A 15,173-nucleotide genomic window follows, 5' to 3' on the forward strand; every position below is an offset into this window, starting at 1 on the left:
TAAGAATATGCTGGATGCCATGGGAAATGATCCCATACGAAAAGAACAGATATTTTACAAAAATGCTTTGGATGCATTTCGAAAAGGAGGGAAGTAATCTTAGAGCGTGTTTCATACACACTTGCGTATAAAATGGTTTGTAAAATTGGGGTAAGGTATTATTTTCAAAAAAGGAGGACATAAAACATGGGTGTTACAGAAACGAAAGAAGGAAGTGCAAAGCCAGAAGAAGTGAAAGAAAAGGGGCAGGATGCCTGGGGAGGCAGGAAGAATACGCTGTGGAAAATACTGGAGATGAGGGAACTTTCCATTGCTATTATATTGGCAATTATGGTGATTTTCCTGATGATCAGTACCAGCACTTTTGCAACCAGCGCCAACATCAGAGTCCTGATCCAGGGTATGAGTGTGGATATGATGATCGCCATTCCAATGGCGATATCCCTCATTGCCGGTAATATTGATTTTTCCGTAGGATCAACGCTGTGCCTGTCCAGCTACATCGGCTGTATGGCTATGGGAGCGGGAGCTCCAGCCTGGCTTGGTATTCTGGCGGGGCTGCTGGCGGGCGCAGTACTGGGTGCAATTAACGCAGTGATTATTAATCAGTTCAAGATTACGCCGCTGATCGCAACCCTTGGTACCTGGATGGCGTATCAGGGAATTGCTTTGGTGCTTGCGGGAGGGAATACTGTATCCAATCTTCCCACGGCATTTAAGAACTTTGGAAGGATGGAAGCCGGGGGGGTTCCGTTTACCATCATCTATATGTTGATTATTATAGTGGCAGGTATTTTTGTATTAAAATACGTGAATTTTTTCCACGAGGCTTACTTTATCGGCAGCAATAAAAATTCGGCTCTGCTGGCGGGAATTAATACCAAAAAGTTTATTTATATCAGCTATGCACTGACGGGGGCGGTTGCGGCATTTGCAGGTATGACACTGGCAGCCAGACTGGGAAGCGTATCCCAGAACTCAGGAACCGGGCTGGAATTTCGAAATGTGGTTGCGCTGCTCATTGGCGGTGTCTCCATGGACGGAGGCGAGGGCAGTCTGGTAGGCGTTGTCCTTGGTGTTACTATTATGCAGGTTGTAAGCAATGCACTGGTGCTGCTGGATATTAACGCCAGCTATACAAAGGTGATCCAGGGAGCTATTTTAATTATCGCAGTTGCCATTGACCAGCTGAATAAGCAGCGTAAACTAAAAGCAGCTGCATAAAGCGTGTTTGAACTACACGAAAGCATTTTAAAACACGCTCTAAACCGAAAAAGGAGGAAGCAGTTTGGAAAATTTAATAGAATTAAGAAATATATGTAAATTTTTCCCTGGTGTAAAAGCGTTAAATGATGTCAGCCTTTCCATTAAGAAAAACAGTGTCCACTGCATTATCGGAGAAAATGGGGCTGGTAAATCTACGCTGATGAAAATTATGTCCGGTGCCTATAAGAGAGACAAAGGGACGATGATCATGGAGGGGCAGGAATTGAATCCGTCCTATCCGGGAGATGCTTTAAAAGCAGGCATCGGCATTGTATACCAGGAGCTGAATAATTTTTCCCATCTGGATGTGGCGAGTAATCTTTTTATTGGGAGATTTCCGAAAAAAGGGAGATGTATTGACTACAAGAAGATGTATAAAGAAGCCCAGATCCTGCTTCAGAGGTTCGGACTTGGGCATATCAGACCTACGGACAGTATGGACCGCATCAGCCTGGGTGCCCAGCAGATGGTTGAGATTGCAAAGCTTTTATCCATGAATGTAAAGCTGATGATTTTGGATGAGCCAACCTCTGCACTGACGGATATGGAAGTAGAATTGCTGTACAAGCTGATTGACCAGGTAAAGGCAAAGGATGTTTCCATCGTTTATATTTCACACAAGCTGGATGAGGTGCTGCATCTGGCTGATGAGATATCGGTTTTGAAAGACGGGGAACATGTGGCAACATTTCCAAACAGTACCGTACTTACCAAAGATGATCTGGTGCGGTATATGGTTGGCAGAGATGTAGTTTACGACTATGGGGTGGGAACTACTAAAATACAAGATGAAGTACTTCGGGCTGATAACCTCTGCAGCGGTTCAAAAGTAAAAAATGTGACGTTTTCCCTGAAGCGGGGTGAGATTCTGGGTTTTGCAGGGCTGGAAGGTTCCGGGCGCACTGAGGTGGTGGAGACGGTTTTTGGATGGAGAAAGAAGACCGGAGGTGCCATTCGTATAGGCGGTAAGCCAGTTAAGATCACAAGCCCCATTGATGCCAAAAGAAACGGAATTGCTTATATAACAAAAGAGCGCAAGACGCTTGGGCTGTTTCTGGAACTGAGCAGTGAAGACAATATGAGTGCGGCAAACGGAAGCAAGTTTGTGAAAAAAGGTCTTGTGGATTATAAACATATTACAAAGAATGCAGAAGAATACCAGCAGAAAATGCAGATCAAATTATCGGATGTAAAGCAGAAAGTGGGGAACCTTTCAGGGGGAAACCAGCAGAAGGTGCTTCTGTCCATGTGGATGACGGCAAATCCTGATATTATTATGATTGACGAACCTACCAGAGGGATTGATGTAGGGGCAAAGGCGGAAATACATATGCTGCTTCGGCGTCTTGTTGGAGAAGGTAAGGCAATTATCATGATCTCGTCGGAGATGCCGGAAATTATGGCAGCCTGTGACCGGGTACTGGTATTTCACGATGGAAGGATTACGGGGGAACTCAGCGGGAATGAAGTGACAGAGAATGGCATGATGCGTCTGGCGTCCGGAATTACCGCTTAGTAAAACTATATAAAAGGGAAAAAGGAGGATTTACGTATGAAACAGTACAAAAAAGTAATGGGGATCTTATTGGCAGGAGTACTGGCATTATCCATGGCAGGCTGTGGGGACAGCGAAAAAACGGATGGTAAGGCAGAAACGAAAGCAGAAGAAGCAGCAGGCGGTCAGACGGCAGCTTCCGGTGAGGGAGAAGAGTACGCAGTGATCATGTCTGTCAACCAGCTGGAATTTTTTGATGCATTAAAAGCTGGGGTCAATGATGCTGCGCACAGTCTGGGCGCCAAATGGTATTATGCAGGTCCGCAGGATCTGGCACCGGATAAAGTAGCGGAAGCAATTGACCAGGCAGTAGCGAAAAAAGTAACCGGCATCGTGGTACACGGACAGTTCCAGGAGACCGGGGCAGCTATTGACAATGCCATTGCTGCAGGTGTTCCCGTAATCTGCGTCAACACGGATATAGAATCAAACCGCCTTTCTTTCCTGGGATGTGATCCCTATAATACCGGAGTGGAAATGGCGAAGCAGATGGCAAAAGAGATCGGGGACAAGGGAAAGATTATCATTTCAAACTTCATCAGCGGAGGTCAGCCTTCTGCAATCTCCAACATGGAAGGATGCAGGGATGAATTAGAGAAAAATCATCCGAATATTGAGATAGCTGCCGAAGTGGATGATAAGGCAGACGAGACTACGGCAGCCACGGCTGTAGGTGCGGCACTTCAGGCGAATCCCGATGTAGTGGGAATTATCGGTATGCAGGCACCGTCCGCAGTAGGAGCTGCTACTGCAGTCAGGGAAGCCGGTATCGATGGAATTAAGATTGTGGGCAGAGACAGGGATAGTGCTACACTGGAATTAATTGAAAGCGGAGAAGTAGCGGCATCCTTTGCCCAGAATTCATATGTGGAAGGTTACATTGCTGTGAAATGGCTTCATGATTATGTAAACGGCAATCTGAAAGTAACACAGAATTATCTGGATGCAGGAATTAATCCACTTCCACCTGTTGTAGATTCCGGTTCCATTATCATTACGAAAGATAATGTAGACCAGTTCAAAGAAAAGTATACTTACGATAAATAAACGTGCAGAAGCGTGCCGGAGTCAAAAACCCCGTTGCCTGCAGCGGGGTTTATGTACTCCGCTTCCGGTCGTTGCTAAACGAACGTCCAGTGGACGTTCGGCAACCCCCGCGGCAGTCGCCAAATGGACGCGCCAGCGTGTCCGCTTGGCTCGTTGCCCGCGGGAATCAATGATGTAAGGCACGCTCAGGAGGATAATAAGATGAGACAACCAAAAGCAGGATTATTGTGTCTTTACGTAAAACTCTACGATGATACGCAAGCCTGGCTCAGAAAGGATGTGGAGTGGTTCCAGGAGCAGGTTGCACAGGAGTTGGAACATGCCGGACTGGAACTGATCCGTCACGATATCTGCAGGCAGCAGGAGGAATTTCAGGCAGCCATTACGGAATTTGAAGAGCTGGGGGCAGATGCGGTGATTACACTGCATCTGGCGTATTCCCCATCTCTGGAATCAGAGCAGGTGCTTAAAAATACCACACTGCCGATTCTGGTGCTGGATACTACACCGGATTATTCCTTTGACGGGATCTCAGGAGCAGGCAGAATCATGCAGAACCACGGAATTCACGGAGTGCAGGATATGTGCAGCCTGTTAAGAAGAAATAAGGTGCCTTATGAGGTATTTGCCGGACACTATCTGGAGTCAGACGTGATCCGTAACGTAGCCCAGGCGGCAAAAGGGGCAATGATGGCTGCCCGGATGAAGCAGTGCCGGGTTGGACGTGTCGGCGAACCTTTTGCGGGAATGGGAGATTTCAGGCTCCCGGATCAAGTGCTGCAGGATAGCACCGGGATTTCTGTTATCGACTACGATTTTAACGAAAGTCTGAATCTCCTGGGAAGCGTCACAGATGCAGAAATAAAAGAGGAGTGGGATAATGACTGTGAGCGGTTTGCCTGCAGAGATCTTACTTATGAAGTATATGCAAAATCGGCCAGGGTAAATCTGGCTGTGAGAAAGTGGATCGGGAAAAATAAACTGGATGCTTTTACCGTGAACTTTATGGCAACAGATCAGAATCCTGCTCTTCCCAGGATGCCGTTTATGGAGACCTGCAAAGCCATGGCGTCCGGAATCGGTTATGCCGGCGAAGGGGATGTTTTGACGGCTTCTTTCACGGCAGCGCTGATGAGTGGATATGAAGAGACAACATTTGCAGAAATGTTCTGTCCGGACTGGAAAGGAAATACTGTATTTTTAAGTCACATGGGTGAATTTAACCTGCGTGTCAGTGCCGGAAAACCCCTGCTTACAGAACTGGACTTTCCTTATACATCAGCTGGGAATCCGGCTGCACTTTACGGTTGCATGAAGGAAGGCAGTGCGGCTTTTGTTAATTTAAACCCATTGCCGGAAGGAAAGTTCGTGCTGATTATGGCAACTGGAAAAATGGTGGAAATGGCGGAAACATCGCCTGATTTTGAAAAGACGGTGAGAGGATGGTTCTGCCCGGACATTCCGGTTGCAGCATTTTTATCCGCATACAGCAAAGCCGGCGGCGGGCATCATGGTGCAATCGTCTATCATGCAGGGGAGACAGCCCTGCGGATGATGGCGGAAGTAATGGGCTGGGAGTTCTGCCTGATCGGTTAAGCAGGCTGTAAAGCCTAAATAGTGCAAAGCCTAAGTAGTGCAAAGCCTAAACAGTGGAAAGCGTTTTTCGGAAAGTTCCGGAAGACGCTTTTTTAATGAAGGGAACAATCTAAAAATGAAAGAAACAATCAAAATATATTGACAGAATTTAGAAAGGGGTATAAGATCAAGATAGAATAGACAAAAGGAGGCCGGAATATGAAATATGTATTGACTTTTGATGTTGGAACAACTGCGATGAAATGCACCCTTTATAATGAGCTGTTTGACGTGGTATTTTTTGATTCCAGTGAATATGACCTGATTACGCCGGAAGCAGGCATTGCAGAACTTCCGGCGCAGGTTTATTGGGAGACTTTTTGCATGAGTGTAAAAAAAGTGAGAAGCGGCGGCATAAATATGGAGCAGATAGCAGCCGTTACCTTTACCACCCAGGGCGAGACCCTGATTCCCATTGATTCTTCCGGTCAGGCGTTATATCCGGCAATTGTCTGGATTGATTCCAGGGCGAAGGAGGAGGCACGCTGCCTGCGGGAGCAGCTGGGAGAAGATGAGATTTACCGCCACACGGGAGCAGGTGAATTAACGGGTGCAGCACCGGTGGCGAAGCTGATGTGGCTGGCAAAACATGAGCCTAAGGTGTATGAAAAGACTGAAAAATTCTTATTGCTGGAGGATTATTTCATCTATCGGCTTACGGGTAAGGCGGTCACAGAGATGTCGCTTTTATCCTCTGCCGGATGGTTTGATATCCGGAAGGAATGCTATTGGGGTGAGATGTTAGAAGCGGCGAAACTGGATGAAGATAAGCTGCCGCAAATCTGTGGATGTGGAGAAGTGGCAGGGAATATTACAGCCTCAGCGGCAGAGGAAACCGGACTGTCCACAAAGACGCTTGTTACCACAGGCGCCATGGATCAGGTCGCCTCAGCGGTTGGAGCCGGTAATATCAGAGAAGGAATGGTGACAGAAACCACGGGCACGGCGCTGGTTGTGGGGGCATACACTGCTTCTCCGGATTTTGAAAATCCCCAGCGGATTACGATCTATAAGGATTACGGACATGGCTTTTTGTATATGCCATTTTGCAATACAGCCGGAATTGTATTGAAATGGTTTCGGGATACGCTGGCTGAAGAATTAAAAAAAGAAGCTCATTTATCCGGACAGTCAGCCTATGACTTGATCGATGACCTGGCGCTGCAGTCCCCTGCCGGAAGTAACGGTTTGATTTTGCTCGCCCATTTTGCCGGAAAACCACTGCCATCCCCCTGTGATCTGGCAAAAGGCGTTTTCTATGGAATGACACTGGCGACTACAAAAGCAGACTTGGCCAGAGCTGTGTTGGAAGGAATCGGCTATATGCTGAAAGAAATTTTGGAGACATTGGAGATGGCTGGGGTAAAAGCAGAGGAAATTCGCTCTATGGGCGGCGGTGCGGCAAGTCCCCTTTGGTGTGAAATAAAGTCCGGAATATGCGGGAAGCCTATCCGCATTATGCAAAATAAGGAAACCACATCCCTGGGCGCAGCCATTCTGGGAGCGGCAGCAGTGGGCATCTGCACTTCGGTAGAAGAGGGGGTAAAGAGGGCAGTACATGGGGACGGACCATGCTTTTTTAAGGAGGAAGAGATCTATAAGGAGAAATACAGGACCTATCAGGCGCTGTACCGTGCACTTATACCGGTATTTGAATCTGAGGCGGAAGTGTGTGAACATACTGGCTGATAAGGGAATGCATTTTTTTAAACAAACCTGTTGTGGGATCATGCAGTCTTACAGGAAATACATGTTTACTGAAATGCATGTTTACTGAAATGCAGGTTTATCGGAAATTGCAAGCTTACAGGAAAGCAGTCTTACAGGAAATCAGATTTGCAGACAAAGCAGTCTTACAGGATATTGACATGATTACAGAATATTGACCGGTTATACAAATTGTTATCTGGAAAACAGTGAAACAAAATTGTGACCGGTCAATTTTTTGTAATTATGATGCAAGGTGTTTCATTGTTTTTTACCGGAATCCGCCCTAAAATGAATTTATGAAAGACAGCACACGGAAATGTCAGCAGAAATCAAACAAACAGCAAAGCTGCAATTTGCAGTGGCTTAAGACATGATTCGGTGGATACCAATGGGAGGTAAAACAGTGAAAAATACGAGACAATTAAATGTGATTATGCTTAATCTGGGGGAAGCGATGTATCCCCAGGATTATCTGGAAGATGTAATTAAAAAAGTGCAGGAAGCAGTATCGGATATGGAGTGTAACCTGGTGGGATGTTATAAGGTGATGTCCGAAAAGGATGCGGGGGAGTGCAGTCGGCTGATCGAAGGCAGTCCGGTGGATTTATTTATTTTAAATTTTGTATCCTGGCATATCACGCCTTATGTTATGCACATTTTAAAAAACTACACCCATATTCCTCTCTTGATATGGGGGATTGGGGGAACTACCGATAAGACCGGAAAACTTCATTCTCCTGCCGCAGCAGCAGGGATTACCGGATTTCTTCCGGTTGCCAAAGAGTTTGGATTTACCGTAAAAGTGATCCTGCAGAAACCGGACAGTGCTTTTGCTTTAGAGGAAGCTGCCCATTTTATCCGCCTGGCAGCCTGTGCCAAAAAGGTTCGGGAATCCAGAATCGGTTTGATTGGCTATGCCGATATGGGATTATATACCTGCGCTTATGACAAGACGGCTTTATTTAAGAAGTTAGGAATAGATATCGAGGACTATTCCGGATACGAGATTATGAACCGGATGGCACAATGCACCAGTGAACAGGCAGCAGAGATTGTTACGGATATCCGCAGCAGTCTGAAGTTTGAAAATCAGATATCGGATCAGGTATTGGAAAAAGCAGCCCGGCTTTATTATGCGATGAAGAGTAAAGCAGACGGAAGTGAGTTAGACGCTATTTCCATTAAATGTGTAAACGGAACAACAGACCATTTGGGGCTGAACCCCTGCCTTGCACAAAGCCTTCTGGCTGGAAAAGATCTGTCCGTTATCTGTGAATGTGATGCTTACGGTTTAGTTACCAGCATATTGCTGTCGGCAGTCACCGGACATGCGGCGGCATTTATGGAACATTATGAAGTGTTTGAAAAGGAAGTGCTGGTTGGAGTATGCGGTTTTATACCGGAAGAATTTACGGAGAACGGTGTAAAAATACGAGCTGCAAATCTTGGAGAAATTAATACGGGAATCAGCAATGTATCTAAGGTCCGCACCGGAGAAGTTACCTTTGCCAGATTTTATCAGACCAGGGGAGAGTTTAAGCTGTTTTTATCAAGGGGAACTGCAAAAGCGGCACCTAAGTGGACCGAGCTTGGCTGGGAAGAACCCACACCGGATTTTCCGGCTGTACTTTTAACCCTGACTATGCCCATAGAGGAATACCTGGATAAGGTACCCGGACAGCATATCATTATGGTATACGGAGACTGGATTGAAGATGTGAAAACGGTTTGCAGATTATTGGACATTGAAGTTGTGGAGTAGCTGGAGAAAGGAAAAGTGTATCAAGGGTATTATCTGTGATATACAGGAGGTATCATTATGAGGTTATTGCATAAAGAGGTGTGGTTTGATCCGGAATGTCCGCTGTATGAGGAAAAAGTATCCGGGGAAGTTCTGGATCGTGATTTTGAGGTGAAAACAGGGGCGTGGGATTACCGGGATGGATGGATTAGAGGAAGGAATCCGGAGGAATACCCGGGGATGATCATTTCCAGACAGGACTTTTTCGGAGATGTGATGGTAGATTTTTTCGCAAAGGTTCTGGAACCGTCAACCCATGATATTAATGTTATGTGGAACGGCTGCTGGGATGGGGAGAAAAATGAAAGAGGTATCGCTTATGTAGCCGGTGTTCAGGGATGGTGGGAAGGAAAGGCGGGTATCGAAAAGTCTCCCCAGTACCTTTTAAATGTTGGCACCCCATTGTTTCCATTTACTCCGGGAAAGGTATATCATATCCAGGCAGGGAGTGTAAAGGGGCACTGCTTTTTAAGGATCGACGGACAGCTGATCATTGAAGTGACGGATCCTGACCCCATAGATTCCACCCGGTTTGGCAAAATCGGATTTGAAGCCTATGCCAGTTGGATCGCAGTACAAAATATTAAGGTATACCAGCTTTTCTATAAGCAGGTGCGCCAGTATTATCCAAGAGAATTTGCATAATTTTTTAAAGATCCACTTTGGAGTAGTATCCCTGCTTCAAGGTGGATTGTGCTATAATTAGGATAGTAAATTAATTTTAGAAGAGCTCTAATGTAGTGATCAGGTGCTAAACAATGAATAACAACTGGTTACTACAATAGTCCACAGAAGAGGGGACGGCTATGGGATTACGAAGGATAAGAAAGCTGAAGTATCATCTGAAGTACTCACTCATTTTCTTTTTGCTGCTGTTTTTTCTGCTTCCGCTGCTGATACAGAATCTGGTGAATAAATCGGTATTTGAGAATATTTTAGAGAGCAAGATTTATAAATTGTCGGACCAGACGGCGGAAAGCCTTTCCTACAGTGTCAGCAATGCACTGCAGGCACAATTTGATATTGTAAAAAGTGCTGCAAATAACCCGGCAGTGTTAAATTATGTGTCCGGGGAGCAGGGGGGTACTACTCAGCAGCGATATGCAGGGATATACTATGAAATCGTTAAAAATTCTGATGCCACGAAAAATGCCTATCCCTTTCACTATATCATTGAAAACCAGAAGGGAGAATTTTTTACATCTGCTTTTGCACTGAAAGAAGGGCGTTTGGATGCACGGGGTGAAGGGTTTAGCAGTGACGAGACCGTGAAAGGGCTCTGGCATTCCTATACATTTACCAGCAAATTTTACATACATGATAATTACATATTGTCGAAAGCAGGTACACAGCTTTACTGTGGGGCAAATTTACTAAAAGCTGATCAACAGCTGGGGATTATTGCGGTAGGGATGGATGCCTCTTACTTTGCAAAGTTATTATCCAGAAGCCTGTTTGGCGAAAACGGATCCGTTTTTCTCATTGATGAAAAAGGGGCGTGTCTCATCCAGGGAGATGGAAGTAAGCTGGGCTATGAAGAACTATCCTGGAATTTAAGGGAAAAGATGATTTTGAACATGGGAAAAGAAGGATACCACACATTCTCATACCACAACCAGACCTATATTCTGTTTATGCATTCCGTCAAAGTAAAAGGATGCAATACCGGTTGGCAGATGGTGAATATTTCACCCCAGGAAGATCTGACCAGTGACTTAAGATATATTAATCTGGTGAATTATATTATGATCTTACTCTGCGTGATCTGCATTACTATCCTGCTTGTCTTTTTCCGCGTGAAAATCTTCAGACCATTGAGGATCTTGAATCAGATGACCAAAGAGATCGGAAAGGGAAATCTGGATATTCAGATGCCGGTTCAGACTTCCGTGGATAAAAATGAAATTGAAGGGCTGATGGAAGCATTTTCTGAAATGGCAGGGGATTTAAAGAACAGCATCACCCGGATCAAAGAGCAGGAACAGAATAAACACCAGATGGAAATGAAGATGCTCCAGGCACAGATAAAACCCCATTTTGTCCGAAATACCCTGAACAGTATAAGGTGGATGGCCAAATTAAAAGGAGCCGAGGGGATCAGCAGAAGCGTTTTGGCTTTTTCTAATATGCTGGACTATAATTTCTCTGACAGCCGGATATTTGTAACAGTGAAGGAAGAGTTAAAATATGTGGAAGAGTATCTGTATCTGCAGCAAATCCGCTTCCAGAATAAATTCAGCTATGTAATTGATGTGGAACAAGACATGATGGACGGCATGATTTTAAAGCTGCTGTTTCAGCCGGTTGTGGAAAATTCCATCAATCACGGGATATTGCCCAAACGTGGGGTGGGGGTGATTGTAATCAAAGGGCGCAGATCAAATGAAAACTACATCTTCGAAATCATAGATGACGGCGTTGGAATGGAGCAGGCGCAGGTAGATACACTGCTGGATAAAAAGGAGAACTGGGAAAAAGCCCATGAGGAGGAAAATATAGCACTATGGAATATTAATCAGAGAATTCAGATGCACTATGGCGGAAGAGCCGTGATAGAGATTCGCAGTAAGCCAGGGATAGGAAGTGCTGTAACTATGGTATTTCCTGCAGTAAGCCAGGGATGGGAAGTATCGTAACTATGGTATTTCCTGCAGTAAGAAAAGGGGATGAAGAACATGAGCATGTTAAAAGTAATGATTGTGGATGATGAAATATTGACCAGAATAGGGATGCGTTCCATTATTCCCTGGGAGGAGTATGGCCTGCAGGTAGTTGGGGAAGCAGAAGACGGGGAACAGGCGCTTGCACTGGCGAAAGAAATTGTGCCGGATATTGTGCTTGCGGATATTATGATGCCGAAAATGGACGGGCTTATCTTTATCCGGGAATTAAAGCGGATACAGCCGGACTGCAAATTCCTGATACTAAGCTGCGTGGATGAGGTGTCTTATCTGCAGGAAGCCATTAAGCTGGGGGTCAGCGGGTATATCTTAAAAATAGCTATCGAGCCTCAGAATATAATGGAAGAAGTCACCAGGGTCGTGGAAGAGATAAAAGCGGAACGGGTATGTGAAGATACCGATATGGAAGAACACCGCTATGTCAATGCCAATGCTGTCCTGGGAGAATATGCGAATTTGGTGCTAAGGGGCTTTATTACGGATAAACAGGCAGTCCGGGAACGCTTTGAAAATGCTTTTATGAGTCCTGAAGATAAATCGGTTTTTCTGGTTTGCATTGAAATTCCAAAGGTTGAAATCCTGAGCGCTGTGAAAGGGGTGGAGTATTCCGTAGCAGCAATCTGTCAGAATATAATAGAAACCATGGCGAACGGCAAGGTATTTCTGACAGACAGTACGAAGCTGTGGGCAGTGGTTTCTTACGGTGAAGAGGGTATACAACTGCTAAAAGACATTTGTAACCGCCTGGAATTAACCATGTTCCAGTATTTGGACATGCATTTATCTTTTGGAATTGTCAGGGTGGCAAGGGATGATTTTGACCTGCCCCAATATTATGAACAGGCTGATATTGCCCTGAGCCAGCGGTTTTATAAGCCCATGTGCAGATTCTGTTTTTTTGAAGACCTTCTGATTACCAGGGAAATACAGGATAAAATCAAAAACTCTATGGAGCGGTGCCGTTTTATAGACGATACGACTACTTTCCGGGAGGATGTAAAGACCCTCTATATGCTATTGCAGGACTATCCGGTGATACCGGAAAAAGAATTAAAAGAGGCTATGAAACAGACTATTGCTGTATTTACTGCCCTGACCGCGCCGAATCAGGAGAGGCAGAATAAGCTAAAAGAAATGTTTGGCAGGATCTTAGAGTGTGGAAGCTGTGAGGAATTATTCTGTTGTATGCAGGAATGGATCTCCAGTCTGGATGATCTGGCTGGTTGCGCAAACAGCGGAGATTCTCTCATAGGGGAAGTTATCCGCTATATCCAGAATAACATAGGGGAAAAATTGACACTTGGGAGTATTGCAAAACAGGTATACCTGAATCCGGACTATCTGTGCAAGCTTTTTAAGAAAAAGACCGGTGAAAATCTCATTGCATATATTTTGAAATATAAAATTTCGCTCTCCAAAGAATATCTGAGAGAAGGAAGGCGGATCACTCAGATCAGCGAATGCCTGGGATTCTCATCGGAAGGTCATTTTATCACAACATTCAAAAAGATCTGTGGGATTACACCGGGTGCGTATATGAAGAGTATCCACAGATAAATGTTACAAATTCCAATATGTTGTTCTGATTACAAAATATTGCGGCGTCATTTACCATGGAAATGAATAAGCACCACATTTACACCACCCCAGGTCAATATCCTGTAGGAACGTATCAATCTGTTTTATTGTCTTTTGGCATGGAAAATCTTAAAATAATATTACAACATGATCAAGTAGTTCCAATGAACGAATGGCAGAAGTTAATTTCATAACACGCTTTCGTGCGCGTTTAAAAGAAAAGGGGGATTTTCATGAAGAAGAGAAGAAACAGATTTATGGCACTTGGACTGGCTGCAGTCCTGGGACTGATGGCAGCGGGATGTCAGAGCACGCAGGAATCACCAAAGCCAGACACCACAGCAGCAACAGAGAGTAAAGGACAGGTGGAACAGGCAGCAACAGAAGACAGGCAGGAAGACAAACAAGCGGAGGAAACAGAGCAAAACGAAAAAGTATTAAGTATCTGGCTTGCGACTTATATTTCTGATGAAGACAAGAAAAAGCCTCAGGAAGAGTGGCCCATCACTCAGATCTGTAATGAATTTGAGAATGAGAACCCGGGAGTTAAAGTAGAGATTACACTGCTTCCTGACCAGGGTGCAGCGCACCAGTCTTATAAAGCTGCAGCACTTGCAAAAAGCGGTCCCGATATTGTCAATCTCTGGTCCGGACAGCCGATATTTGCATTAAAGGATGTGGTATTGGACATTTCGGATATGATACCTCCGGAAGATAAGGAAAATCTTATGGGCTGGGATGTGGTTACGGAAGATTTTAAAGAAGGCGGAAAGATACTGGGCTATCCGGCAGCAGGTACGGAGATCTGCGGATTTATCTACAATACCGATCTTATCAAAAAGGCAGGTGTGGATCTGGAAGGGAATCCGCCTAAGACAGTGGATGAATTTATGGCGATGCTGCAGCAGATTAAAGATGCGGGAATCCTTCCCATCATTGCAGATTCCGCCGGGGTAAATTCTCTGGTTACCATGGATATGGCAACCTGGTGGGTACAGAAAACCAGTAATGAAGACATTGCGGCAGAGAGCAAAGGAGAAAAGAAATTCTCTGAGGATGAGAACTTTAAAAATGCGTTTCTGAAAGCCCAGGAGATGTTCAATAAAGGGTATGTTAACGAGGATTACGCCAGCTCACAGGATGCCTTATCCAGGTTTTTAAAAGGGGATGCAGCTATGCTGGGCGGAGTTACTTCCGGTATCCTACAGGTAGTGAGGGAGGCCCTTGGAAATGAAAAGGTTGGATTTTACATACTGCCGGATTATGATGAAACTGTTATCAAAAGCAATACGGCAATCGGAGGCTCGGGACAGGTGCTTGCAGTTGCAAATTACTGCCCGAATCCGGAATTGGCAGTAAAATTCTGTTCTTTCTTAAGCAACAAAGAAAACCATCTGAAACTGCTGAAAAATTATCCGATGCTTCCGCTGAGAAAGGATATTACCCTCAAAGATCTTGGCTGGGAAGGGGACAGTGTAATGGAAAAAGTGTATAATATCGCCCAAAATTATTCTTACTGGACAGATAACAGTATGGTACCTGATATTGCAAATGAGTGTTTCTCTCTTGGAACCCTTGCTGTTACCGGTAAAATGACGCCCGATGAACTGGCTCAGAAACTGGATGAAAAAGTGCAGGAGCTCCAGTAAACGGAGGCTTTGGCATGTGAGCGGGGAGGAGCCTGTACATGAAGAAAAAAAGATGCTGTAACAGAGAAGCACTTCAGGGATGGCTTTCCATATTGCCGGTGTTGATTATTATAGCTGCTGTCAGGGGAGTACCCGTGGCAGCAGCTGTCATAAAAAGTTTTACAAACTGGGACGGAATGCTGAAATCCGATTTTGTGGGACTGAAAAATTATATCCAGATTTTGGGACACGGGGAATTTTGGGGGCTTTTC

The 15,173-nt window shown here is 45.1% G+C and carries 10 protein-coding genes and 1 pseudogene; all 11 read left to right on the forward strand.

All coding sequences use genetic code 11. From position 1 onward, the window contains the following. Positions 1–186: 186 nt before the first annotated feature. Positions 187–1,224: an ABC transporter permease gene (locus tag ACH2DQ_RS29525; protein ID WP_394912398.1), complete on the forward strand. Its 1,038-nt coding sequence runs from the start codon at positions 187–189 to the stop codon at positions 1,222–1,224. Between the two features lie 64 nt (positions 1,225–1,288). After that, positions 1,289–2,782 carry a sugar ABC transporter ATP-binding protein gene (locus ACH2DQ_RS29530; protein ID WP_394912397.1) on the forward strand — a complete coding sequence of 498 codons (1,494 nt, stop codon included), beginning with the start codon at positions 1,289–1,291 and terminating at the stop codon, positions 2,780–2,782. Positions 2,783–2,818: 36 nt separating this feature from the next. Then, positions 2,819–3,868, forward strand: coding sequence for a substrate-binding domain-containing protein (locus tag ACH2DQ_RS29535; protein WP_394912396.1), 1,050 nt, complete (start codon positions 2,819–2,821; stop codon positions 3,866–3,868). Between the two features lie 201 nt (positions 3,869–4,069). Continuing rightward, positions 4,070–5,464, forward strand: a complete 1,395-nt coding sequence (locus ACH2DQ_RS29540) for a hypothetical protein (protein WP_394912395.1) — start codon at positions 4,070–4,072, stop codon at positions 5,462–5,464. 198 nt (positions 5,465–5,662) lie between these two features. Next, positions 5,663–7,192: an FGGY-family carbohydrate kinase gene (locus ACH2DQ_RS29545; protein ID WP_394912394.1), complete on the forward strand. Its 1,530-nt coding sequence runs from the start codon at positions 5,663–5,665 to the stop codon at positions 7,190–7,192. Positions 7,193–7,616: 424 nt separating this feature from the next. Further along, positions 7,617–8,975, forward strand: coding sequence for a hypothetical protein (locus ACH2DQ_RS29550; RefSeq protein ID WP_394912393.1), 1,359 nt, complete (start codon positions 7,617–7,619; stop codon positions 8,973–8,975). Positions 8,976–9,032: 57 nt separating this feature from the next. Then, on the forward strand, positions 9,033–9,659 hold the full coding sequence (locus ACH2DQ_RS29555; protein ID WP_394912392.1) for a hypothetical protein: 627 nt from the start codon (positions 9,033–9,035) through the stop codon (positions 9,657–9,659). 161 nt (positions 9,660–9,820) lie between these two features. Continuing rightward, the gene (locus ACH2DQ_RS29560; protein ID WP_395028852.1) at positions 9,821–11,650 is read left to right on the forward strand and encodes a sensor histidine kinase; all 1,830 of its coding nucleotides are present in this window, start codon (positions 9,821–9,823) and stop codon (positions 11,648–11,650) included. 39 nt (positions 11,651–11,689) lie between these two features. Continuing rightward, positions 11,690–13,252: a response regulator gene (locus tag ACH2DQ_RS29565; RefSeq protein WP_394912390.1), complete on the forward strand. Its 1,563-nt coding sequence runs from the start codon at positions 11,690–11,692 to the stop codon at positions 13,250–13,252. A gap of 254 nt (positions 13,253–13,506) precedes the next feature. Then, on the forward strand, positions 13,507–14,922 hold the full coding sequence (locus ACH2DQ_RS29570; protein WP_394912389.1) for an ABC transporter substrate-binding protein: 1,416 nt from the start codon (positions 13,507–13,509) through the stop codon (positions 14,920–14,922). Between the two features lie 38 nt (positions 14,923–14,960). Continuing rightward, positions 14,961–15,173 (forward strand): annotated as a pseudogene (locus ACH2DQ_RS29575) (hypothetical protein); the annotation flags it as partial.

It is taken from the genome of Robinsoniella sp. (assembly GCF_034124845.1).

Bases quoted from the DNA above. Each gene is read 5' to 3' on its own strand.
- ACH2DQ_RS29525 (WP_394912398.1), top strand. From the start codon at position 187: ATGGGTGTTACAGAAACGAAAGAAGGAAGTGCAAAGCCAGAAGAAGTG.
- ACH2DQ_RS29535 (WP_394912396.1), top strand. From the start codon at position 2,819: ATGAAACAGTACAAAAAAGTAATGGGGATCTTATTGGCAGGAGTACTG.
- ACH2DQ_RS29540 (WP_394912395.1), top strand. From the start codon at position 4,070: ATGAGACAACCAAAAGCAGGATTATTGTGTCTTTACGTAAAACTCTAC.
- ACH2DQ_RS29545 (WP_394912394.1), top strand. From the start codon at position 5,663: ATGAAATATGTATTGACTTTTGATGTTGGAACAACTGCGATGAAATGC.
- ACH2DQ_RS29555 (WP_394912392.1), top strand. From the start codon at position 9,033: ATGAGGTTATTGCATAAAGAGGTGTGGTTTGATCCGGAATGTCCGCTG.
- ACH2DQ_RS29560 (WP_395028852.1), top strand. From the start codon at position 9,821: ATGGGATTACGAAGGATAAGAAAGCTGAAGTATCATCTGAAGTACTCA.
- ACH2DQ_RS29565 (WP_394912390.1), top strand. From the start codon at position 11,690: ATGAGCATGTTAAAAGTAATGATTGTGGATGATGAAATATTGACCAGA.
- ACH2DQ_RS29570 (WP_394912389.1), top strand. From the start codon at position 13,507: ATGAAGAAGAGAAGAAACAGATTTATGGCACTTGGACTGGCTGCAGTC.